This is a genomic window from Falsiroseomonas stagni DSM 19981 (assembly GCF_900114315.1).
Lineage (GTDB): Bacteria > Pseudomonadota > Alphaproteobacteria > Acetobacterales > Acetobacteraceae > Falsiroseomonas > Falsiroseomonas stagni.
In genome coordinates this window covers 418,076-439,498 of record NZ_FOSQ01000002.1, presented here as the reverse complement: position 1 = coordinate 439,498, position 21,423 = coordinate 418,076, and the positions used below count along the sequence as shown (strand labels likewise).

At 70.5% G+C, this 21,423-nt stretch carries 20 protein-coding genes; 9 read left to right on the top strand and 11 right to left on the bottom strand.

Translation table 11 applies throughout. The annotated features are described in order from the left end of the window. The 5 genes from BM041_RS08880 to BM041_RS08860 form a co-directional block, all read right to left on the bottom strand. Complete coding sequence (locus tag BM041_RS08880) at window positions 1-978, bottom strand: Bug family tripartite tricarboxylate transporter substrate binding protein (RefSeq protein WP_092958483.1); 978 nt, start codon at window positions 976-978, stop codon at window positions 1-3. Window positions 979-1,006: 28 nt separating this feature from the next. After that, window positions 1,007-2,047 carry an Ldh family oxidoreductase gene (locus tag BM041_RS08875; protein ID WP_092958481.1) on the bottom strand — a complete coding sequence of 347 codons (1,041 nt, stop codon included), beginning with the start codon at window positions 2,045-2,047 and terminating at the stop codon, window positions 1,007-1,009. Continuing rightward, complete coding sequence (locus BM041_RS08870; protein WP_175533829.1) at window positions 2,044-3,156, bottom strand: 4-oxalomesaconate tautomerase; 1,113 nt, start codon at window positions 3,154-3,156, stop codon at window positions 2,044-2,046. Before BM041_RS08870 ends, BM041_RS08875 begins: the two co-directional genes overlap by 4 nt. A 10-nt stretch (window positions 3,157-3,166) precedes the next feature. Beyond that, the gene (locus BM041_RS08865; protein WP_092958479.1) at window positions 3,167-5,122 is read right to left on the bottom strand and encodes a tripartite tricarboxylate transporter permease; all 1,956 of its coding nucleotides are present in this window, start codon (window positions 5,120-5,122) and stop codon (window positions 3,167-3,169) included. Between the two features lie 62 nt (window positions 5,123-5,184). After that, window positions 5,185-6,303 (bottom strand): type 2 periplasmic-binding domain-containing protein, encoded by a 1,119-nt coding sequence (locus tag BM041_RS08860; RefSeq protein ID WP_092958477.1) that lies wholly within the window; start codon window positions 6,301-6,303, stop codon window positions 5,185-5,187. A 184-nt stretch (window positions 6,304-6,487) separates the two neighbouring features. Here BM041_RS08860 and BM041_RS08855 point away from each other — a divergent pair, with 184 nt between their 5' ends. Together BM041_RS08855 and BM041_RS08850 are read left to right on the top strand one after the other, a co-directional pair. Further along, a complete protein-coding gene (locus BM041_RS08855) occupies window positions 6,488-7,456 on the top strand; it encodes a Bug family tripartite tricarboxylate transporter substrate binding protein (protein WP_175533828.1) in 969 nt (322 codons plus the stop codon). Window positions 7,457-7,469: 13 nt separating this feature from the next. Further along, window positions 7,470-8,252 carry a class II aldolase/adducin family protein gene (locus BM041_RS08850; protein WP_092958475.1) on the top strand — a complete coding sequence of 261 codons (783 nt, stop codon included), beginning with the start codon at window positions 7,470-7,472 and terminating at the stop codon, window positions 8,250-8,252. Between the two features lie 3 nt (window positions 8,253-8,255). On the opposite strand, the gene BM041_RS08845 is transcribed toward BM041_RS08850, so the two are convergent. The 3 genes from BM041_RS08845 to BM041_RS08830 form a co-directional block, all read right to left on the bottom strand. Next, entirely contained in the window at window positions 8,256-9,194 is a 939-nt protein-coding gene (locus BM041_RS08845; RefSeq protein WP_092958473.1) for a LysR substrate-binding domain-containing protein, read from the bottom strand. Between the two features lie 63 nt (window positions 9,195-9,257). Next, on the bottom strand, window positions 9,258-10,007 hold the full coding sequence (locus BM041_RS31775; protein WP_175533827.1) for a GntR family transcriptional regulator: 750 nt from the start codon (window positions 10,005-10,007) through the stop codon (window positions 9,258-9,260). Next, complete coding sequence (locus tag BM041_RS08830) at window positions 10,004-10,717, bottom strand: cysteine hydrolase family protein (protein ID WP_092958471.1); 714 nt, start codon at window positions 10,715-10,717, stop codon at window positions 10,004-10,006. Before BM041_RS08830 ends, BM041_RS31775 begins: the two co-directional genes overlap by 4 nt. Before the next feature lie 129 nt (window positions 10,718-10,846). On the opposite strand from BM041_RS08830, the gene BM041_RS08825 reads away from it, so the two are divergent. Beyond that, window positions 10,847-11,815 (top strand): Bug family tripartite tricarboxylate transporter substrate binding protein, encoded by a 969-nt coding sequence (locus BM041_RS08825; RefSeq protein ID WP_175533826.1) that lies wholly within the window; start codon window positions 10,847-10,849, stop codon window positions 11,813-11,815. Window positions 11,816-11,819: 4 nt separating this feature from the next. On the opposite strand, the gene BM041_RS08820 is transcribed toward BM041_RS08825, so the two are convergent. Then, window positions 11,820-12,746: a polysaccharide deacetylase family protein gene (locus tag BM041_RS08820; RefSeq protein ID WP_092958468.1), complete on the bottom strand. Its 927-nt coding sequence runs from the start codon at window positions 12,744-12,746 to the stop codon at window positions 11,820-11,822. Window positions 12,747-12,832: 86 nt separating this feature from the next. Here BM041_RS08820 and BM041_RS08815 point away from each other — a divergent pair, with 86 nt between their 5' ends. From BM041_RS08815 to BM041_RS08790, 6 genes are all read left to right on the top strand, one after another. Next, a complete protein-coding gene (locus BM041_RS08815) occupies window positions 12,833-14,098 on the top strand; it encodes a CaiB/BaiF CoA transferase family protein (protein ID WP_245761987.1) in 1,266 nt (421 codons plus the stop codon). Next, entirely contained in the window at window positions 14,098-14,940 is an 843-nt protein-coding gene (locus tag BM041_RS08810) for an HpcH/HpaI aldolase/citrate lyase family protein (RefSeq protein ID WP_092958464.1), read from the top strand. The genes BM041_RS08815 and BM041_RS08810 overlap by 1 nt, the downstream gene beginning before the upstream one ends. Then, complete coding sequence (locus BM041_RS08805; RefSeq protein WP_092958462.1) at window positions 14,937-15,146, top strand: hypothetical protein; 210 nt, start codon at window positions 14,937-14,939, stop codon at window positions 15,144-15,146. The genes BM041_RS08810 and BM041_RS08805 overlap by 4 nt, the downstream gene beginning before the upstream one ends. After that, the gene (locus tag BM041_RS08800; protein WP_092958460.1) at window positions 15,139-16,560 is read left to right on the top strand and encodes an amidase; all 1,422 of its coding nucleotides are present in this window, start codon (window positions 15,139-15,141) and stop codon (window positions 16,558-16,560) included. The genes BM041_RS08805 and BM041_RS08800 overlap by 8 nt, the downstream gene beginning before the upstream one ends. Beyond that, window positions 16,557-17,522, top strand: a complete 966-nt coding sequence (locus tag BM041_RS08795; protein ID WP_245761986.1) for a tripartite tricarboxylate transporter substrate-binding protein — start codon at window positions 16,557-16,559, stop codon at window positions 17,520-17,522. Before BM041_RS08800 ends, BM041_RS08795 begins: the two co-directional genes overlap by 4 nt. Window positions 17,523-17,620: 98 nt before the next feature. Beyond that, a complete protein-coding gene (locus BM041_RS08790) occupies window positions 17,621-19,417 on the top strand; it encodes a DEAD/DEAH box helicase (protein ID WP_092958458.1) in 1,797 nt (598 codons plus the stop codon). A gap of 91 nt (window positions 19,418-19,508) precedes the next feature. Here the strand turns inward: BM041_RS08790 and BM041_RS08785 are convergent, their stop codons facing one another. After that, entirely contained in the window at window positions 19,509-20,483 is a 975-nt protein-coding gene (locus BM041_RS08785) for a Bug family tripartite tricarboxylate transporter substrate binding protein (protein ID WP_092958456.1), read from the bottom strand. A gap of 45 nt (window positions 20,484-20,528) precedes the next feature. After that, complete coding sequence (locus BM041_RS08780) at window positions 20,529-21,422, bottom strand: SMP-30/gluconolactonase/LRE family protein (protein WP_092958454.1); 894 nt, start codon at window positions 21,420-21,422, stop codon at window positions 20,529-20,531. Window position 21,423 lies beyond the last annotated feature (1 nt).

The window sequence follows — 21,423 nt, the reverse complement described above, 5'->3', positions numbered from 1 at the left end:
TCAGCTTTCCACCGTGATCTTCGCCTCATCCACGATGCGGCCGAACTTCGCGGCTTCGTTCGTCACGAAGGCCTGCGACTGCTCCAGGTTCATCGACTGCACCAGCAGGCCCTGGCCTTCGAAGCGGCCGCGCAGGTCGGGTTCCCGCACGGCGGCGGCAATCACCTCATGCAGGCGCTGCATGATGGGATCGGGCACGCCGGTGGGGGCGAAGACGCCGAAGAAATTCACGAGCTCATAGGCCGCCAGCGGCGCGTATTCGGAGACGGAGGGGCTGTCCGGCAGTTGCGGCATGCGCTCCTTGCTGGTGACGGCCATGGCCTTGATGCGGCCTTCGCGGATCAGTGGCAGGCCGGAGGCCAGGCTGTTGTAGCCGAACTGCACCTGGCCGCCGGCGATGTCGACGACCGCCTGGCCCGACCCGCGATAGGGCACGTGCACGGTCTGGATACCCGCCATGAAGTCGAACAGCGCACCCGCCAGGTGCTGCGGGTTGCCGATGCCGGAGGATGAATAGGACAGCCGTCCCGGATTCGCCTTCGCATAGGTGACGAGCTGCTCGACCGTGCTGAAGGGCGCCTGCGGGTTCACCATCAGGACATTCGGCACCTTCACCACCACCATCACCGCGCGGATGTCGCGCATCGGGTCGTAGGCCATGCGGCCGCGGAACAGGTGATGGTTGATCGCCGTCTCGCCCGCGCCGCCGAGCATCAGCGTGTAGCCATCGGGCGCGGCGGTCGCGAGGGCCTGCGCGGCGATCATGCCGCTGGCGCCCGTGCGGTTCTCCACGATGACGGTCTGACCGAGCGCGGCGCGCAGCGGTTCGGCCAGCAGTCGCGCGGAGATGTCCTGCCCGCCGCCCGCGGCATAGGGAACCAGCAGGCGGATCGGGCGATTGGGATAGCCACCCTGGGACAGGGCGGGCGCGGCCAGCGCGGTGGTGGCGCTGGCCAGCAGGATGCGGCGCGTCAGCATGAATGTTTCCTCCTATTTGAGAGGAAGCCTAGCCCCGCTCCGCATCCCCCGCCAGTTCCCGCAGCTTCACGAGGTCCGCGCCCGCGACCCGTACGCCGGTGGCACGCTGCCGATGGAGAAGTTGCATCTCCCGCTCCCCCGGCAGCAGCACGGGGCGGGCGGGATCGGAGTGTGGCGTGGTGTGGATGATGTCGATGAAATCCGCCATGCGCGCCCGCAGCACCTCCACTGGCGCCAGCTTCGTCGCATCGATGGCGATGAAGACATGGCCGAGGTCCTGCGCCACCTCCGGCGCCTTGTCCCAGGCGCTGACGCGGGTGAGGTAGGAGGCGCCGGACAGAAGCCCCGCCAGCAGATCGACCATCACCGCCAGGCCATAGCCCTTGTGTCCGCCGACCGGCAGCAGGAAGCCCGCCAGCGCGGCCTTGGGGTCCGTTGTCGGCCGGCCTTCCGCGTCCGTCGCCCAGCCTTCCGGCATGGGCTGGCCGGAAGCCGCGAGGCTGCGGATCTTCGCCCGGGCGGCGACGGACAGCGCCATGTCCAGCAGCACGGGATCGCCGCCGGGATTGGGCACGCCGATGCCGATGGGGTTGTTGCCGATCCGCGTATCCTTGCCGCCCCAGGGCGCGATCGTCGTCGTCGCGTTGCTCGCGATCAGCGTCGCGAAGCCCTGTTCGGCGGCGATCATGGCGTAGGGCGCGATCGGCCCGAAATGATTGCTGCCGCGGGCGAAGGCGGCGCCGATGCCGCAGGCGCGCGCCCCTTCCAGCGCCGCCTCCAGCGCCTTCATGCCGACCAGCGGGCCGATGCCATTGCGGCCATCCACCATGGCCAGCGCGGGCATCACGCGCGCCACCTGGACGTCTGCGGCCGCATCGATGCCGCCGACCTTCACGCGGCCGAGATACTGGGGCACGCGGCTGATGCCGTGGGTGGACAGGCCGAAGAGATCGGCCAGCACCAGCACGCGCGCGGCCAGCGCGGCCTCATACTCCCGCATCCCGCCGGCGACCAGGGCGCGCGTGGCCAGGGACAGCAGCGCGTCTTCCGCGATGGTGGCGTCAGTCATGCGCCGTGGCCGGCCCAGACGTGGGCGGGGATATAGACCTCCCCCTTCATGATGCGGCGCGCCGTCCGCAGCGTGCCGCCGCCAAGGATGGTGGCGCTGCCATCGGCCGCGGTGCCGATGGTGATGACGGCATCCATGACGCCGGAGGGATGTTCGAGGGTGACATTCTCCCGCGCCTCGTCGTTGACCACGGCGATGCCGGCGGCGACGGTGCCGGGCAGCTTGCAGGCACTGGCGATGCAGATGCCGCCGGTGACGGCCATCGCCTCATGCAGCGCCAGCGGCGTGAAGTAGCGCGCGGCGACGCCGGTGCCGCCCTTCGGTTCGCCGACGATGGCGAATTTCGGGATGACGCGGCCTTCGGCGTCGCCCATGCCCATCGCCAGGCTCGCGGCGCGGCGGATGCGTTCGATGCGCGCCATGAAGTCCTTGTCGCCATCGAGTTCGGCGCTGGTCTCATGCCCCGTCTTGCCGAGGTCCTTCGCGCGGGCGATGACGACAGGCATGGCGACGTCGAGGCAGGTGACTTCGACACCCTCGATCACGTCCTTCGGATTGCCGGTGGGCATCAGCTTGCCGGTGGCGCCGCCGACGGCATCCGCGAAATTCAGCACGATGGGCGCGGCGTTGCCGGGGACGCCGGCAATCGCGGTGTCGCCATCATAGGTCACGCGGCCGCCCGGGGTCTGGACCACGGCCTCGATCAGCGCGCCGGTGTTGACGGCGCGGATGAGGACCTTCGTCTCCCCGTCCTCGGCCGGCACCAGGCCGTTCTCGATCGCGAAGGGGCCGATGCCGGCGAGCATGTTGCCGCAGGTGGGGCCCCAGTCGACGAGATCCTTGTCCACATTCACCTGGGCGAACAGGTAGTCCACCTGCTGCGGTTGGCCCGCTTCCGCCTTGCTGACCATGACGGTCTTGCTGGTCAGCGTCGTGGCGCCGCCGAGGCCGTTGATCTGCCGCGCATCGGGGGACCCCATGACGGCCTGCAGCACGCGGCCTGCTGCCTCCCGGTCCGCCGGAAGGTCGCTGCGCAGGAAATAGGGACCGCGGCTGGTGCCACCGCGCATGAAGGTGCAGGGGATCGCAGTCTGCAGAACGGGTTTCATCAGAATCGCCTTATCGGAGCGGCCATGGCAGGTCGATCATGGATTGCAGCAGGCCACTGGGGAAGTCGAGCACCAGGACATTCGCCACCGCCACCAGCCCGCCATTGGCGATGGCCGTCAGCACCAGCGTCTTCGTCCAGGAGCATTTCGCGGCGACCCGCAGGAAGGCCAGGAAGAAGACGATGCTGGCGAGCAGGAAGCCGACCAAGGCGGAGCCCAGGATCAGGCCTGCGAACCAGAACAGGTAGGTCCAGAAACCGCCCTGGCTTTCATCCGACCCTTCCTCCCCATCATGCAGCAGGGAACCTGGATCCTTCGCGAAGAACAGCTTCAGCACGATGGGGATGCTGATGACCAGCATCGCGCCGGCGACCATGGCGGGGAAGACGGCGCCGAGGAAGCTGTGCTTCGTGGCGTCCAGCAGCACGGCGGCGAAGATCACCACCGGGACAAGGGCGAAGATCGCCTGCGGTCGCGCCTGGCCGCGCTTCTCGCTTTCGTCATCCGTATCGGCCAGGCGGCGCTGGCGGGCGCCGACGAAGACGAAGACCGCGATCATGGCGGCGATGATGAGAACGCCCGGCCGTTCGACGAAGCCCCAGCCATAGAATTGCACGGCCTGGTACAGGTAGGTCTCCATCGGCTGCGCGAGGACGAAGCCCACCACGAAGGGTGGCCGCGGCCAGCCGAAGCGGCGCATGAACAGGCCGAGCACGCCGACGGCTAGCAGCAGATAGAGGTCCGCGGCGTCCCGGCTGGTGTTGAAGGCGCCGAAGCAGACGATCATCACCATGAAGGGCGCGATCAGCCCGAAGCGGATCGTGGTCAGCCTGGCGATCAGCGGCGATGTCACGAAGCACAGCGCCGTGCCCATGACATTCGCGATGGCCAGCGACCAGATGATCGCATAGGTGAGGTCGAGGCGTTCGCCGACGAGTTGCGGCCCGGCCTCGATCCCGATGAGCGTCATGCCGCCGAGGAAGACGGCCATGGAGCCGGAGGAGGGGATGCCGAAGAACAGCGTCGGCACCAGGGCGCCGCCTTCGCGGGCGTTGTTCGATGCCTCCACCGCGATGACGCCGCGGACATCGCCCTTGCCGAACTGGCCGTTCTTCTCCGTCTGCACGGCGTGGCCATAGACGATCCAGTCCGTCACGCTGCCGCCCAGGCCCGGGATCGCACCGAGCAGGCTGCCGATGGTGGAGGTGCGCAGCAGCAGCCACCAGTGCCGCGCGATGTCGCGCAGCCCCGCGATCCAGCCCTTGCCGAGCTCCGCGGTCTTGGAGATGGTGCCGCCGCCGCGCGCCAGGTCCACGATCTCCGGCAGCGCGAAGATCGCCAGCACCAGGACCGGCAGCGGCAGGCCGTCACTGAGGTAGAGCGTGCCGAAATCGAGGCGATATTCCGCCGTGGCGGGTGCCGATCCGATGGTGCCGAGGGCCAGGCCGAGGCCGCAGGCGACGAGCCCCTTGCCGAAGCTGCGGCCCGCCAGCACGCCCACCATGGACAGGCCGAGCACGGCCAGCATGAACAACTCCGCCGTGCCCAGCGCGAGAATCAGAGGCCGCGCCACCAGCACCGCACAGCTCAGGATGATGGCGCCGACCAGCCCGCCGATCATGGAGGCGATGAAGGAGGCGGAGAGCGCGCGCGCGGCCTCCCCGCGCCTCGCCATCGGGAAGCCATCGAGGATCGTCGCCTGGCTGGCGGAGGAGCCGGGGATGCCCATCAGGATGGAACTGTAGGTATCCGCCGTCGCCGCCACCGCGACGAGCCCCGTCAGCATCGCGAGCGCCGCGACCTGGTCGAGCCCATAGATGAAGGGCAGCACGAGAGAGAGGCCCGCAAGCCCGCCGAGCGCGGGCAGCACGCCGATCGCGTAGCCGATGGCCACGCCCAGCGCCATGTAGGCGAGCCGGTCGGGACTCGAGAGTTGCACGAGGGCGGAGAGCAGGGCTTCGATCATCGCGCGTCATCCATGGGCAGAGGCAGGTGCGCCCGCATCGGCGATGCGGGCGCCTTGACGCGCTATTCGCGACCGAGGGTGTGGTTGAAGCGGCGCTGCAGCCAGTCCCGCGTCCATTGCCGGACCTCGGGCGACATGGTGGTGGCTGCGGCGTAGGCGCGGTCGGCGGGCTCGCCGACCGTCTCGTTGTACTCGCCGATGACGGGGCCGCGCTTTTCCCGGTATTCCGCATCCGCGATGGTCTTGCGGAAGGCCTCCTTGTAGGCGTTCACCAGATTGGCCGGCGTGGTCTTCGGCAGCACCACGAATTTCTGCGCGCCGAAGCCCGCGATGAACAGTGCCTTCCACGCTTCCCAGGCAGGGCCGGATGGCGCGCGGCCGGTGGCGGCCTGGAGGAATTCCGCGAAATGCGGAAGGTCCGGGAAATTGCTGTCGCGGACGAGTTCGCCCGCGTCGTTCAGGCTGCCCCAGCTGCACAGCGGCACGGCCTTGCCTTCGCGCACCAGCGGCATGACCTGGCTGATATAGGCGGAGCTGGTCTGGTAATCGATCGGCGTCTCGCCGCGTTCGAACGCAAGCCTGCCCTGGCCGCGGCCCTGCATGCCCATGACGACCTGCACGTCGATGCCCAGCAGATCAAACGCCAGCGCGGGCACCATGTCGAGCGAGGTCGGCCCCTGGCTGCCGAATTTCAGGCCCGTCGTGGCGCGCAGCCGGGCGATGTCGCCGGGGCCACGCACGCCGATCTCCGGCCGGATGTACATCACGCCACCGGTGGGGGAGGCGAGGACCGGCACCCAGTTCGCATAGTCGTAGCGCACCCGCGGATCGCCGAGCAGGAAGGGGAACTGGATGGAGGCGGTGGTGCCGAGGATGGTCAGCCCGTCCGGGCGCGCCCGCGCGGCGAACTGGTTCGTGCCGTTGATGCCGCCGCCGCCGGTGATGTTGCGGATGACGATGGTGGGGTTGCCCGGCATGTGGCGGTTCATGAAGGGCAGGTGGAAGCGCGCCCAGGTATCGGACCCGCCGCCGACCGACATGGGGATGATCCATTCGATGGTGCGCCCGGTGAAATCCTGCGCGCTGGCGCCGCCCGGCAGCGCCGCCGCCAGGCCAAGCCCGGCGCCGAGCCGGATCAGGTCGCGTCTCCCGGCGTGCGGCACGCCTTCGCGGTCAGCCATGGTCGTCTCTCCCGAAATTCTGGCGAGTTTGTCCCACCTAATGGGAACGATAGAACCCTTTTTCAGGCGAAGGCAAAGCCCCGCTCGTCACGCCTTGCTCACCGCCGGGGTGACGGCGGCGGCCTGGCGGGGCAAAATGCCTGCAAGGGGCGCGGTCCACCGCGCCCGAACCGGAGGAATCGTCATGCAACGCAGGCAGGCCCTGCTTCTCGCGGCAGGCGCCTTGGCGGCGCCGTCGCTCGTCCATGCCCAGGAAGCCTGGCCGGTGCGCCAGGTGCGGATCATCATCCCCTTCGCGGCCGGTGGCCCGCAGGACGTGCCCGCGCGCATCATCGCGGACCGACTCAGCCGCCGGATGGGTGCCACCTTCATCGTGGAGAATCGGCCCGGCGTCGGCGGCGGGCTGGGGGCCCAGCAGGTTGCCCGAGCCGAGCCCGATGGCGCGACGCTGCTTTTCATCTCCTCCTCCATCGCCATCCTGCCGACGCTGCAGGCCCAGTTGAACTTCGACCCGCTGCGCGACCTGGCACCGCTGACGGTGGTGTGCGACGTGCCGGCCGGCCTGATGGTCCGCGCCGACAGCCGCTTCGCGGACCTGTCCGCCCTGCTGGCCGCGGCACGGGCGCAGCCGGGCATCCTGACCTACGGATCGGGCGGCGTCGGTTCGGCGAACCACCTGGCGGCGGCGCAGTTCGGGGCGCTTGCCAACATCGACATCACCCATGTCCCGTATCGCGGCGTCAGCCAGGCGGTGAATGCCGTCTATACCGGGGAGATCGACTTCGTCTTCGGCAGCACCGTCGAAGTGCTGGCGCATTACCGCCAGGGAAGGGCGCGACTGCTGGGCATGACGATGCCGGGCCGCGTGCCGGCCGTGCCGGAGATTCCAGCCATCGCCGAATTCGTCCCCGGCTACGCCGCGCCGAACTGGTTCGCGATGTTCGCGCCGAAGGGCCTGCCGGAGGCGCTGCATGGCCGTCTGGTCGCGGAACTTCTGGCGATGCGCCATGACGAGGACCTGCTCAACCGCCTCGGCTCCGCCGCGGCCATCGTGCGCATGGATGGGCCCGCCGCGCTGACGGCGCAGCTTTCCGCCGAGATCCCCCGCTGGCGCGAGGTGATCCAGCGCGCCGGCATCCGCGGCGATTCCTGAAGGAACCACGACCATGACCCAGTTCGGCCCGCTTGAGATTGCGCCCATCCAGGCTTCCGTGAGCGACGCCGAGTGGAAGGCGCGGCTCGACCTCGCCGCCGCCTACCGGCTCTGCGACGGCTACGGCATGTCCGACATGATCTACACCCACATCTCCGCGCGGGTGCCGGATGCGCCGGACCAGTTCCTGATCAACCCGAACGGCATGCTGTTCGGGGAGATCACGGCCTCCTCCCTCCTCAAGGTCACGATCGAGGGTGAGGTGCTGTACAAGCCGGAGCTTCCCTATGGCCTGCACAAGGCCGGCTTCACCATCCACAGCGCGCTGTACCGCGCTCGGCCGGATGCGATGGCGGCGATGCACACCCACACCATCGCGGGCATGGCGGTATCCGCCCTGAAATGCGGGCTGCTGCCGCTGACGCAGACCGCGACGCGCTTCTATGGCCGCGTCGCCTATCATGATTTCCGCGGGCCGGAGCGTGATCCGTCCGAGCGTGACCTGCTGGCGCGGAGCATCGGGGAGAAGAACTACTGCATCCTCAAGAACCACGGCCTGCTGACGCTGGGGGAGAGCGTGCCGGAGGCCTTCATCGCGATGTGGGGGATGGAGCGCGCCTGCCAGGCGCAGCTTGCCGCCATGGCCTGCAACACGGAGCTGGAGATGCCCTCGCCCGAGGTCGTGGCGCGGTCCTGCGCCGCCTATGACCTGACCCAGTCCCGCCGCTACGGCCTGCTGGAATGGCCGGGGCTGCTGCGGAAGCTGGACCAGGTGGACAGCAGCTGGCGGCAATAGACGTCACGCCAGCGTCGCCGCCACCTTCACCGCGCTCTGCTCCGCCAGGATCTGCTGGACCGCCTGGCGGAGCAGCCGCACGTCCCGGATGCGGCTGAAACCCGGGCGGTGGAACAGCGCGACGTCGCGGGAGATGCTGCCATCGCCGATCCGGCGATAGGCCACCATGTCATCCAGCAGCGCGCCGACCTGCACGGCGAGTTGCGGCAGCAGGGAGACGCCGACGCCGGCCGCGATCATCTGGCGCAGCGTCTCCAGGCTCGCGGCCTGCAAGTCGGGACGGTCGACCGACAGGCGCTCCGCGTAATAGGCGAGGGCGTGTTCGCGCAGGCAGTGGCCCTCACTCATCAGGATCAGGTCCTGGACCGGGACATCCTCCCGTCGCACCTGCTCCACGCGCGCCAGCGGATGGTCGCGCGGCACGGCCAGGACGAATTCCTCCCGGAACAGCTTCAGTTCGGTGAGTTCGGGGCCGGGGAGGGGAGAGGCGGCGAGGATGGCGTCCAGCTCCCCTTCCTCAACCTGGCGCGCCAGCTGCCGCGTATAGCCCTCCGACAGCAGCAGCCGCAGATGCGGGAAGCGCGCGCGCAGCGGCTTCAGCAGGAAGGGGACGAGGTAGGGGCCGAGGGTGGCGATGACGCCGAGGCGGAAGGTGCCTTCCAGCGGCGCGTTGCCGGCGGCCGCAACCTCGAACAGCCGGCGCGCCTCTGCCACTACGAGGCGCGCCTGGGCGACGACCTCGGCGCCGCGGGAGGTCACCAGCACGCCGCGGGGGGCGCGTTCGAAGACCTCGATCTTCAGCAATTCCTCCACCTTGCGGATCTGGGCGGAGAGGGTGGGCTGGCTGACCGCGCAGGCCTGGGCGGCGCGGCCGAAGCTCAGATGCTCCGCCACCGCCAGCAGGTATTCGAGGTCACGCAGGGAAAGGCCGGCGAGGGTCATGGCGGGTCCTTCGCGAATGCCAGCGCAATATCGCGCCCGGCGTGTGAAGGTCCAGGCCCGATGCTACTCCGGCGATGACAGGCGGATGGCGTAGGCGAAGCGCGGGGAGGCGGCGTGGAGGTTGACGGTTGCTTCCAGCAGCAGGGCCTGCGGCCCGTAGAAGCGGCGCACGATCCGCAGGCCCGGCGTGCCCGCCCGAACGCCCAGCGCATGGGCGGCGGCGCGGGGCAGGGAGAGCGCCGCGATCTCCTGCCGCATATCCACCACGGGGATGCGCCATTGCCGTTCGATCAGGCGGTAGATCGGGGTGCGGCCGACCTCCGGCCGTTCGGCGGCGGCGGCGAAGGGGGCGGGGATGAACATCTCCACCGCCGCCAAGGGCGTGGGGTCCGCGCCGGCGGCGGTGCGGATGCCGGTGATGCGCAGCATCTCCACCCCCGCGCCATCGCCCAGGAGGGCGCCAAGCGCCGGGTCCACCACCAGCCGGTCACGCTTCGTCACGGCAAGCTGCGTCGGTCCGCCATAGCCCATCAGATCGGCCAGGGACCGCACCGCCATCTCATAGGTCGGGCGGGGACGGCGGGCGATGACGCGGGTGCCGACGCCGTGCACGGGCTCCACCAGCCCCTGGTCGCGCAGGCGACGCAGGGCCTCGCGCACCGTGGCGCGGCTGACGCCGTGGGAGTCCGCCAGCTTCGCCTCGGTGGGCAGGTTCTCCCCCACCGCGGGCTGGCCGGCGGCGATGGCGGCGGCCAGCGTTTCCGCCAGCGCGGCGTAGCGCGGGCCGAGGCGCGTGGCGCTGCGCCTGGTCACGCCGGCGCGGTCCCGTCGCGCAGCGTGCCGAGCCAGGCCAGCACCTCCTCCATCGGCAGGACATCGGCGAATTGCCGGTCCATGTCGAAGAGTGCGATGGCGTGGGAGATGGGGATGCGGTCGAACACGGCTTCCTGCGGCACGATGGCGCGAAGATTGTAGGACGCGGCGTCGAACACCGTCGCCTGCACGCAGTTGCTGGTGGCGCCGCCGGTGACGATGACGGTGTCGATGCCGCGGTCGATCAGGTAGCCCAGAAGGGGCGTGCCGTGGAAGGCGGAGGGCTTCTTCTTCACGAAGACCAGGTCGCGCGGATGGGGGGCCATGCCGTCCGCGAGTTCCGCGCCGGTGCTGCCCGCCAGGCACCAATGGTCGCTGGACAGCAGGTCCCGCTTGCGGCCGTAGACGCCGATGTCCCGGCCTTCCGGGTCCAGTTCGAAGCGCGTGAAGATGCAGGGGGCACCCGCATCCTGCGCGGCGCGCACCACCTGCGCGGCGGCGGCGAGGGAGGCGCGGCCGATCGCGCCGCAGCTTGAAGGCCAGGATGCGTCATCACCCTCCGCCCCCACCATGTAGCGCTGCGCATCGATGACGAGGACCGCCGCGCGACGCCCGAAGCCCATGCGACGGCCGAAGCGCCCCTTGGACAGGACGGCGCGATCCGCGTCCGTGAGGAAGATGTCCCAAGGGCGTGCGCTGTCACTCGGCATGCGGGTCCTCCTGCCTGCGGCGTTGACCCCGTTGGGGGGGCCGCATAGCCTTGTCCGGACAACATGATAACCGAGGGCGCCGCGTATCGCGAGCGGCGCATCCGGGCATCAGCCAAGGGAAACGGACCGATGATGCGACGCAGGACGCTGCTGGCCAGCGGCATGGCGGGGCTTTCCATGCCGGCGCTGGCGCAGGGCGCGGAATGGCCGAACCGCCAGGTGCGGCTGGTTTCCCCCTTCCCGCCAGGTGGCGCCGCGGACCTCACGGCGCGGCTGATGGCGGAGGAGCTGACGGCGGCGCTGCGCCAGACGGTCTTCGTGGAGAACCGCGTCGGCGCCGGCGGCGCCATCGGCACGGAACACGCGGCCCGCAGCACGCCGGATGGCTACACGTTGCTGCTGGCCAGCACCGGCCCCTTCGCGATCAATCCGGGCCTGTTCAGGCTGAACATCGATCCGTCCCGCGACCTGACGCCCGTGGCGATGGTGGCGATCGTGCCCTCCATCTTCATCGTCAATGCCGCGGTGCCGGCGCGGACGATGACGGAGCTGCTGGCGCTGGCAAAGGCGCAGCCCGGCGCGCTCTCCTATGCCAGCGGCGGCAACGGCACGGCCCAACATCTTTTTGGCGAATTGCTGAAGCAGATGGCGGGCGTGGACATCCAGCACATCCCCTACCGCGGGGGCGGCCCGGCCATGACGGACACCATCGCGGGGCGCGTGCAGATCCTGTGCGATACGCTGCCGCTGGCCCTGCCGCATATCCGGGAAGGCCGCGTCCGCGCCCTGGCGGTGACGACGGCGACGCGCAACGCGGCGCTGCCGGACATCCCGACCGTCGCGGAATCCGGCGTGCCGGGCTATGAGGCCACGGGCTGGTACGGCATCGCGGCGCCGACAGGCACGCCCGCCGCGGTGGTCGATCGCGTGAACACCGAGGTCAATGCGCTGCTGGCGCGCCCCGCCTTCCGCGAAAAGCTGCTCGCCCAGGGTTCCGATCCCGCACCGATGACGCCGGCCGCCTTTGGCGCGCTGATCGAGCGCGACCGCGCGCGTTGGACCCGCGTGATCCGGGAGGCGAATATCCGGCCGGACTGAATGCCTATTCGTTCAGGCCACGGCCGGGATAGGGATGCGTCGCCACCCAGTGACGGGCGATGTCGATCCGCCGCGTGATCCAGACGCCCTCCTTCGCCGCCATGTGATCCAGCAGGCGGTGAAGGCCGGCGGCGCGCGCGGGCTGGCCGGTGATCCGGGAATGCAGGCCGATGGACATCATCAGGGGCCGTCCCGCCGCGCCTTCGGCGTAGAGCACGTCGAAATGGTCGCGGCAGAAATGGAACCAGTCGTCGGCGGTCGTGGCGGCGCCGAAGTGCCGCGCATCATTCGTCGTCATGGTGTAGGGCACGACCAGATGCGGGCTGCCCTGCACCGTCACCCAATGCGGCAATTCGTCGCCGTAATAGTCGCTGTCGTAGAGGAAACCTCCGTGTTCCGCGACCAGGCGGCGCGTGTTCACGCTGGGTCCGTAGCGGCAGTACCAGCCCTCCGGCGTCATGCCCGTGGTGGCCTTGAAGCTGGCGACGGCGCGGGCGATCTGAGACCGCTCCTCGGCCTCATCCATTTCGTAGTGCTTCACCCAGCGCCAGCCATGCGAACAGATGTCCATGCCGCTGTCGCGGATCGCTTCCGCGATGGGGGGATTGCGTTCGAGCGCGAGGGCGCAGGCGAAGAAGGTGAGGGGGAGTTTCCGGTCCTCGAAGGCGCGGAGGATGCGCCAGAAGCCGGCGCGGCTGCCGTATTCGAACATGCCCTCCGCCGCCAGGTCGCGGCCGCGCGGGATCTGCGCGCGGGCGGCGGCCTCGGTCAGGTTGTTCTCGGTGAAACCCTCGCCGTCCTGGACGGAGGGTTCGGAGCCTTCCTCCACATTGAGGACGAAGTTGACGGCGATGCGCGCCGCGTTCGGCCAGCGCGGGTCCGGCGTATGGCGGCCATAGCCGACGAAGTCCCGCTTCACCTGGTAGGTCATGCTGCCCCCGCCTGCCTGCGCATTGACCCGAGCCGGGCCCCGCGCCTACCGTTGTACGGACAACAACACTACCTGAAGGCAGGCACGTGGGCGATACCCCATTGAGGCACAAGCCGCGATCCAACAAGCGGCGGCGGGATTTCGACCCGGCGGCGAAGGGCGCGCTGGACGGCGTGCGCGTGATCGACCTGGCGCGGCTGGTCGCGGGCAACATGCTGACCAAGGTGCTGGCCGACCATGGGGCGGAAGTGGTGAAGGTGGAGCCGCCGGCGGGCGACAGCCTGCGCGCCTGGAAGGTCGGCGGCGTGGAGACGGCGTGGAAGACCTGGTGCCGCAACAAGCGCAGCACCTGCATGGATCTCCGCAATGCCGAGGCGATCGCGGTGGTGAAGCGCCTGGCCGCGACGGCGTCGCTGTTCGTGGAGAGCTTCAAGCCCGGCACGCTGGAGGCAATGGGGCTCGCGCCGGAAACGCTGCTGGCGTTGAACCCGAAGCTGGTGATCGTGCGCGTCTCCGGCTGGGGGCAGACCGGCCCCTACCGTCACAAGGGCGGCTTCGGCACGCTGGTGGAGGGCTATTCGGGCTTCGCCGCCATCAACGGCTTCGAGGACCGCGAACCGGTACTGCCGCCGATGTTCATGGCGGATGCCTATGCGGGGCTCTATGGCGCTTCCGCCGCCATGATCGCGCTGCACCACGCGGAGCGCACGGGGCAGGGGCAGGTCATCGACCTGTCGCTGTTCGAGCCGATCTTCGCCGTGCTGGAACCGCAGATGGCGAACTGGCGGATGATGGGCACGAAGAAGCCGCGCACCGGCAGCCGCAGCACCAACACCGCGCCGCGCAATGCCTATCGCACGAAGGATGGCGGCTGGCTCAGCCTGTCGACCTCCACCCAGGCGGTCTTCGTGCGCCTGATGCAGAGCATCGGGCGGGCGGAGCTGGTGGATGACCCGCGCTTCCGCACCAACCCCGACCGCCTGAAGCATATCGAGGCGATCGACGGCGTCATCCGCGACGCCATCGCCGCGATGACGCGGGAGGAGGCGCTGGCGAAATTCGACCGCGACGGCGTCACCATCGGCCCCATCATGGATGTCGAGGATATCGACGCCGACGACTATGCCGCGCAGCGGGAGGCGCTGATCGAGGTGCCGGACCCGGAGATGCCGGATGGCTGGCTGCCCATGCATGGGGAGGTGCCACGGCTTTCCGTCACGCCGGGCATCCTCCGCAATGCCGCGCCGCGGCTCGGCCAGGATAATGATGCGCTGCTCGTGCCCCTGCTGGGCGAGGCCGAGGTCGCGCGGCTGCGCGCTTCCGGCGTGATCCTTCACGGAGAGACTGTCTGATGACCCGCGTCTGGCGTTCCATGCTCTATGTGCCCGCCAATGTGCCGCGCTTCGTGGCCAAGGCGCCGGGTGCCGGCGCGGATGCGGTGGTGCTGGATGTCGAGGACAGCGTGCCGCATGACCGCAAGCTGGAAGCGCGCGCGGCGCTGAAGGACGCGGTGCCGATGGCGGGATCGGGCGGGGCGGAGGTGCTGGTGCGCATCAACCGGCCGCTGAGACTGGCGGTGCCGGACATGGAGGCGGCGGCGGAAGCGGGCGCGCATGGCATCCTGCTGACGAAATGCATGGGGCCGGACCATGTGCGGCTGGCGGCGGAAGTGCTGGCCGGCGCCCGGCAAAAGATGGTGATCGTGCCGATGATCGAGACGGCGGCCGCGGTGCCGCAGATGGAGGCGATCGCGCGCGCATCCTCGATGGTCGCGGGGCTGCTGGTGGGGGCGGAGGATCTGGCGCTGGAATGCAACGCGGCCTCGGATGACGACCTCATCGTGCTGGCCAAGCGGCAGATGGTGCTGGCGGCGGTGGCGGCGGGCGTGGCGCCGCTCGGCACGCTCGGCACCGTGGCGGATTACCGGGATGCGGCGCGCATCCGCGACCTGGTCGCGCGGTCGAAGCGGTCCGGCTTCGTCGGCGCCACCTGCATCCACCCGGCGCTGGTGCCCGTGCTGAACGAGGGATTCTCGCCGAGCGAGAAGGAAATCGACCTCGCGCGGCGGCAATTGGCGGCGGCGGAGGAAGCGGCACGCGACGGCCGCGGATCCTTCACCGTGGACGACATGATGGTCGATGAGCCCATCCTGATCCGCGCGCGTCGCATCCTCGCGCTGGCAGGCCAGGCATGAGCGAGGAGATCACCCGGCTGGTGGAGATTTCCATCCGCGACCTGCACGGCATCGCAAGCCGGGCCGGCGCGCCGGCGGTGGCGCGGGAGGTTCTCCGGCTGAACACGGCGGTGCGGGACATTGCTCGCCCGGCGCTGCATTTCAGCGACCAGCCCGCGGATTTCCCCGCCGCCCTGCTGCGCCACGCCGACCCCGCCAATGCTTGAGCTGTCGCTGGCGGAGATCGCCGCGGCCATCCGCGCGCGCCAGGTCAGCAGCCTGGAAGTCACCCTCGCCGCGATCGAGCAGGCGGAGGCGGCGCAGCCCCTGACCAACGCCTTCGTGGAGATTTTCGCTGATCGCGCGCTGGACCAGGCAAGGGCGCTGGATGCCGAACTGCGCGCGGGACATATCCGCGGCCCGCTGCACGGCGTGCCGCTGGCGCACAAGGATTGCTTCGAACGCGCGGGCGCCGTGATGGGCGTGGGGTCCAGGCTGCTGGCGGAAAGCGCGCCCGGCACAAGGGACGCGACGGCGCTCGCGAAGCTGGAAGCGGCGGGCGCGGTCGATCTCGGCCGGCTGAACATGAATGAATTCGTCGCGGGGCCGACGGGGCAGAACCCGCATCTCGGCGATTGCCGGAATGCCTGGGATGCCGATCGTGTCTCCGGCGGCTCCTCCTCCGGCTCCGGCTCCGCCGTGGCGTCCGGCGCCGTCTATGGGGCGCTGGGCTCGGATACCGGCGGCTCCATCCGCCTGCCCGCCGCCATGCAGGGGCTGTTCGGGCTGAAGCCGACCTACGGGCGCGTCAGCCGCGCTGGCTGCTTCCCGCGCGCGCACAGCCTGGATTGCGTGGGCCCGATGACGCGGACGGCGGAGGACGCCGCGCTGATGCTGGGCGCACTCGCGGGCGCCGATCCGCGTGACCCGACATCGCTGGATGCGCCGGTGCCGGATTATGCGGCCCGCATCGCCACGGCCGCGGCGGGATCGCGCATCGTCACCCTCGCCGATCCCGGCGCGATGGAGCCCGACATCGCCGCGCGGATCGAGGATCTGCTGCGCGTGGCCACCGAGTTGCACGGCCCGATCGCGCGGCGCGCCTTCCAGGAATTCGGCGCCTGCGACGCGCTGGGCGATGTGCTGTCCAAGGTCGAGGCCTCGACCCTCCACGGCCATTGGATGGCGACGAGGGGCGGGGACTACTCGACCGCCGTGCATTCCCGCACGGAGCCCGGCCTGCACATCCCCGCCCAGCGCTACCTGGAAGCGCTGGCGCTGCGGGGACGGATGCTGGACCAGTTTCTGGCGACGGTCATGGCGGATGCCGACGCCCTGGTCTGCCCCGCCATCCCCATCGCGGTGCCGACGCGTGCGGAGGCCGACATGGAAGCCGCCGGCCGCGTCTTCCCGGTGGTCGCGGCGCTGACCAGCTGGACGCGCCCCTTCTCCTATCTCGGCCTGCCCGTGCTGACCGTGCCCATCGGCCTGGACCGCAACGGCATGCCCGTGGCCGCGCAGCTGGTTGGGCGCCCCTTCGGGGAGGCGCGGCTTCTCGCGCTCGGCGCCGGTCTCTCGGCCGCGCTGGGCTGGTCCTTCACGCCGGGGCTGCCGGCACGAATTCACGGAGACGCTGCATGATCGATCGCAGGACGCTTCTGGCCGCCGCGGCGCTGGGTGCGCTGCCGGGCCTTGCCACCGCGCAGCCGGCCTGGCCGTCGCGGGCCGTGCGCATGGTGGTGCCCTTCCCACCGGGCGGCAGCAACGACGTTCTGGGCCGCGCGCTGAGTGAGAGGCTGGGCGCGCAGCTTGGGCAACCCTTCGTGGTGGAGAACCGCGGGGGGGCAGGGGGGGCGATCGGTGCCGACCAGGTCGCGAAATCGGCGCCGGATGGCTACACGCTGCTGTTCATGTCGTCCTCCCTGACGACCAACGCCGCGGTGCAGCGCCTGCCCTACGATCCCGTCGCGGATTTCACCCCCATCGCCCAGGCCGCCGTGGCGCCGATGATCGTCACGGTCGGCCGGGACAGCCCGGCGCGGACCATGGCGGATCTGGTGCGGATCGCGCGCGAACGCCCGGGGATGCTGCGCTTCGGCGGCGCGGGGCCAGGGGATACGTCCTTCTTCGCGACCGAACTCCTCAAGATGGCCGCCAACCTGGACATGGAGGCGGTGGCCTATCGCGGGATCACGGAGGCGCAGACCGATGCCGCCGCCGGGCGGATCGACCTGGTGGTGACGACGCTCGCCTCCGCCCGGGGGCTGATCGAGGCCGGGCAGCTTCGCCTGCTCGCCACCGCCTCCGCCGCGCGGGATGCACGGATGCCGGACGTGCCGACGGTGCGGGAGGCCACGGGGATCGACTTTGTGACCGGCGTCTGGTGGGGCGTCTTCGCCCCCGCCCGCCTGCCACCGGCGCTGACGGCCACGATCAACGCCGCCATCAACCGCGCCATGGCGGAGCCGCAATACCAGCGGGTGCTGGAAGCCGGCGGGGCCTCCATGGCCGCGCTGGCGCCCGACGCCTTCGCGGCCCATGTGCGGTCGGAGGTCACGCGCTGGACGGATGTCGCCCGCCGTGCCGGCGTTGCCTTGAACTGAGCCGCCCTGCCTGCCGCGCGGTGCTGCCATGCGTGGGGCGGCGCCGCGCTGCGGTAATGCGTGCGGTCGCGCCCTTTCTGCGCTAGGGGGGGCACACAATGCCATTTCCCGAACTGCCCAAGCCGATCGCCCAGGCCCTGGCCGAGCGCGGCTACGCCGAACCCACCCCCGTCCAGGCCGCTGTCCTCGACCCCGCAACCATCGGCCGGGACCTTCTCGTCTCCGCCCAGACCGGCTCCGGCAAGACCGTGGCCTTCGGCCTGGCCATGGCGGCGCAGGTGCTGGAGGCGCCACGCACTGGCGCGCCGCTCGCCCTCATCATCGCGCCGACCCGCGAACTCGCCCAGCAGGTGCGGGATGAGCTGGCCTGGCTCTACAGCGGCACCGGCGCCCGCGTGATCGCCTGCGTCGGCGGCACGGAAGTGCGCGGCGACCGCCGGATGCTGTCCATCGGGGCCGAGATCGTCGTCGGCACCCCGGGCCGCCTGCGCGACCATGTCGAGCGCAATGTGCTGGACATGTCCCAGCTTCGCGCCGCCGTCCTCGATGAGGCGGATGAGATGCTGGACATGGGCTTCCGGGACGACCTGGAAGCCATCCTGGAAGCGGCGCCGGAGACGCGCCGCACGCTGATGTTCTCCGCCACCGTGCCGCGGGAGATCGCGGCCCTCGCGGCTTCCTACCAGCGCGACGCGATGCGCATCGCCGCGACGGCGGAGGGCGAGCGCCATGGCGACATCGCCTATCGCGCCATGCTGGTGGGGCCGCGGGAGGTCGAGGCCGCGGTCGTCAACGCGCTGCGGTGGTTCGAAGCCTCCGGCGCGCTGGTCTTCTGCAATACGCGGGAACAGGTGGCCCGCCTGCATGGCAGCCTGTCGGAGCGCGGGTTTTCGGCCGTCTCACTCTCCGGCGAACTGACCCAGGCCGAGCGCAACCGCGCGCTCCAGGCGCTGCGGGACCGGAGGGCGCGGGTCTGCGTGGCGACCGATGTGGCGGCACGGGGCATCGACCTGCCCGACCTCGGCCTGGTGATCCATGCCGAATTGCCGCGGGACAAGGAGACGCTGCTGCACCGCTCCGGCCGCACGGGCCGCGCGGGCCGCAAGGGCACGGCGGTGATGCTGGTGCCGCATTCGCGCCGGCGCATCGCGGAACGGCTGCTGGCCATGGCGCGCCTCCAGGCCGAATGGTCCGGCCCGCCGAGTGCCGATGACGTCCACGCCAAGGACCGCGAACGCCTGGCGGCCCAGGCGCGGGAAGCCGCGGATGTGGCGCTGGACGAGGATGACGTGGCGCTCGGCCAGGCGCTGCTGGCGGAACGCAGCCCTGAACAGGTGGCGGCCGCGCTGTTCCGCGCGCTGCGGTCGACCCTGCCGGCGCCCGAGGAGATCACGGCCCTGCCGCCGCCCGCACCCCGAATCCCCCGCGATACGGGTGGCGGGGAAGGCGTGTGGTTCCGCCTGTCCATCGGCCGGCATTCCCAGGCCGATCCGCGCTGGGTGCTGCCCTTCCTCTGCCGCCGGGGCGACCTGACGCGGCGGGAGGTCGGACGGATCGATGTGCTGGACCGGGAGACGCGGGTGGAGATAGCCCCCTGGGCGGCGGAGCGCTTCCTGGCCGCCGTCGCCCGCCCGACGGGCGACGAGGATGACCGGATCAAGGTGGAGCCGCTCGGCCTCGCCGCGCCGCACCGCGCGCCGCCGCGGCCTTCCGGGCCGCCGAGGCATGAGGATCGCGGCCCGCCGCGTGGTGAGGATCGCGGCCCGCCGCGTGGTGAGGATCGCGGCCCGCCGCGTGGTGAGGATCGCGGCCCGCCGCGTGGTGAGGATCGCGGCCCGCCGCGGGGGCCGAGGAAGCCCTATGTGTCGAAGCGGCGGGCACCGCCGCCGCGGTAGCGCGTGATGGTGGGGAAGGTGCTGCCTTCCCCACGCGTCGCCCGCCCCAGGCAGCAGAACGCTTGATGAGCGGCCCGTGGCCGTCTTCAGGTCAGATCAGGTCGATCCGTGCGTCGCGCACCACGCGGCGCCAGCGGGCGAGATCGGCGGCGATCAGCCGCGCCAGCGTCGGGCGGTCCGTCGCATCCACGGCGAAGCCGACACGGGCCAGGCGCTCCGTCACCTCCGGCGTCTTCAGCGCGGCGACGATCACCTCGTTCAACCGGTCAAGGATCGGCGCGGGCGTCGCGGCGGGGGCCACGATGGCGGTCCAGGACCCCGAAACCAGGTCCGGCAGGCCCTGCTCCGCCATGGTCGGCACATCCGGCAACTGGCTGAAGCGCGTCGGCCCGCAGATGGCGATGCCGCGCAGCGCGCCGGAGGCCACATGCACGCCGACCGTCGCGGCGTTCAGCACCGCGACCGGCGCCTGGTTCTGGATCACCGCGGTCGCCGCCGCCGGCCCGCCGGTGAAGGGCACGGCCACCGCATCCGTGCCGGTCAGCAGCTTGAACAATTCCATGCCGAGCTGTTCGGAGGAGCCGACGCCGGAGGAGGCATAGGCCGGCCCGCCGGGAATGGTCTTCATCCAGGCCACCACGTCCGCCACCGTGCGCGCGGGGATGGAGGGATGCACCACCAGCATGTTCGGCGCCGTCATCACCAGCGTCACCGGCGCGAAGTCACGTTCCACGTCATAGCCTGGGCTGCGCATGATGACGGGGTTGATGGTCAGCGTGCCGCTGGCCGCGACCAGCAGCGTGTGCCCATCCGCCGGCTGCCCCGCGACGAAGCGGGACCCGATGGCGCCGGTGGCGCCCGGGCGGTTGTCGATCACCACGGGCTGTCCGAGTGCGGCCTGCATGCCGTTCTGTACGACGCGCCCCGCCAGATCCGTCGGCCCGCCGGGCGGGAAGGGGACCACCATGCTGATCGGCCGCGTCGGCGCCCAGGGGGCCTGTGCCTGCGCCAGGCGCGGCAGCAGCAGGGGCAGGGCCAGCAGGCTCAGGGCATCGCGACGACGCATGGTGTGAAATCTCCCGTTGTTGGATGGCAGTGAAGCACAGGCCGGTCAGCCCGCGAACATGGGTTCCGGCAGGGCCTTCACGCCCAGCCCCGTGATTTCCAGCAGCGCGCCTTCCCAGCGCTGCACGCCGCGCTGCCAGCCATTCAGGAATTTCCGGGCGGTGGTGACGAACATCACGTCATGCCCCGCGCCGCCGAAGCTCGGCATGGTGGGGCAGGAGGATGGCATGCGGTAGCAGCGATCCACCCTGCCATCCGGGGCGTAGCGCATCAGCAGCCCGTCATAGGGCAGCGCTGCCCAGTAGAAGCCATCCGTATCCACCGCCGCCCCATCGACCTTGCCGTTGTGGCCCGGGAAGTTGGTGGCGGACAGGAAGATGCGGCGGTTCGCGATGGTGCCGGCTTCGCTATCGAAATCATAGGCCCAGACGGTCTTCGCGCTGCTGTCGGAGAGGTACATGGTCCGGTCATCGGGGCTGAAGGCGATCCCGTTGCCGACGATGATGCCGGTTTCCATCCGGTGCACGCTGCCATCGGGATCGAGCCGCCAGAGCGAGGCCGAGGCTTCATAGGTCTCGACGAAGCGGGCATTCATGCCGCCGCACCAGTAGCGGCCGCGGCGATCCACCTTGCCGTCATTCATGCGGTTGCCGGGCTTGTCGGGCTCCGGCCGCGCGATGGTGTCGAAGATGCCCTTTGCCGGATCGAGGATCGCGAAGCCCTGAAGCGTGCCGGCGATGAAGCCGCCCCTGGCGCGCAGCCCGATGGAGCCGACGAATTCCGGCAGCTTCCATTCGGCATGGGCCCCCGTGGCCGGGTCGCAGCGATGGATGGCGGGCTTGAGGTTGTCCAGCCACCAGACGCAGTTGTCGCGGGGGTCCCAGACCGGGCTCTCGCCGAGTTCGTCGGCCGTGTCGGCCAGGCAGCGGATCGTGTCCATC

Coding starts and splice junctions, on each gene's coding strand:
- BM041_RS08785 (WP_092958456.1), bottom strand. CDS start 20,483: ATGCGTCGTCGCGATGCCCTGAGCCTGCTGGCCCTGCCCCTGCTGCTG.
- BM041_RS08790 (WP_092958458.1), top strand. CDS start 17,621: ATGCCATTTCCCGAACTGCCCAAGCCGATCGCCCAGGCCCTGGCCGAG.
- BM041_RS08820 (WP_092958468.1), bottom strand. CDS start 12,746: ATGACCTACCAGGTGAAGCGGGACTTCGTCGGCTATGGCCGCCATACG.
- BM041_RS08805 (WP_092958462.1), top strand. CDS start 14,937: ATGAGCGAGGAGATCACCCGGCTGGTGGAGATTTCCATCCGCGACCTG.
- BM041_RS08825 (WP_175533826.1), top strand. CDS start 10,847: ATGATGCGACGCAGGACGCTGCTGGCCAGCGGCATGGCGGGGCTTTCC.
- BM041_RS08795 (WP_245761986.1), top strand. CDS start 16,557: ATGATCGATCGCAGGACGCTTCTGGCCGCCGCGGCGCTGGGTGCGCTG.
- BM041_RS08880 (WP_092958483.1), bottom strand. CDS start 978: ATGCTGACGCGCCGCATCCTGCTGGCCAGCGCCACCACCGCGCTGGCC.
- BM041_RS08865 (WP_092958479.1), bottom strand. CDS start 5,122: ATGATCGAAGCCCTGCTCTCCGCCCTCGTGCAACTCTCGAGTCCCGAC.
- BM041_RS08845 (WP_092958473.1), bottom strand. CDS start 9,194: ATGACCCTCGCCGGCCTTTCCCTGCGTGACCTCGAATACCTGCTGGCG.
- BM041_RS08860 (WP_092958477.1), bottom strand. CDS start 6,303: ATGGCTGACCGCGAAGGCGTGCCGCACGCCGGGAGACGCGACCTGATC.
- BM041_RS08855 (WP_175533828.1), top strand. CDS start 6,488: ATGCAACGCAGGCAGGCCCTGCTTCTCGCGGCAGGCGCCTTGGCGGCG.
- BM041_RS08870 (WP_175533829.1), bottom strand. CDS start 3,156: ATGAAACCCGTTCTGCAGACTGCGATCCCCTGCACCTTCATGCGCGGT.
- BM041_RS08800 (WP_092958460.1), top strand. CDS start 15,139: ATGCTTGAGCTGTCGCTGGCGGAGATCGCCGCGGCCATCCGCGCGCGC.
- BM041_RS08780 (WP_092958454.1), bottom strand. CDS start 21,422: ATGGACACGATCCGCTGCCTGGCCGACACGGCCGACGAACTCGGCGAG.
- BM041_RS08830 (WP_092958471.1), bottom strand. CDS start 10,717: ATGCCGAGTGACAGCGCACGCCCTTGGGACATCTTCCTCACGGACGCG.
- BM041_RS08850 (WP_092958475.1), top strand. CDS start 7,470: ATGACCCAGTTCGGCCCGCTTGAGATTGCGCCCATCCAGGCTTCCGTG.
- BM041_RS08875 (WP_092958481.1), bottom strand. CDS start 2,047: ATGACTGACGCCACCATCGCGGAAGACGCGCTGCTGTCCCTGGCCACG.
- BM041_RS08810 (WP_092958464.1), top strand. CDS start 14,098: ATGACCCGCGTCTGGCGTTCCATGCTCTATGTGCCCGCCAATGTGCCG.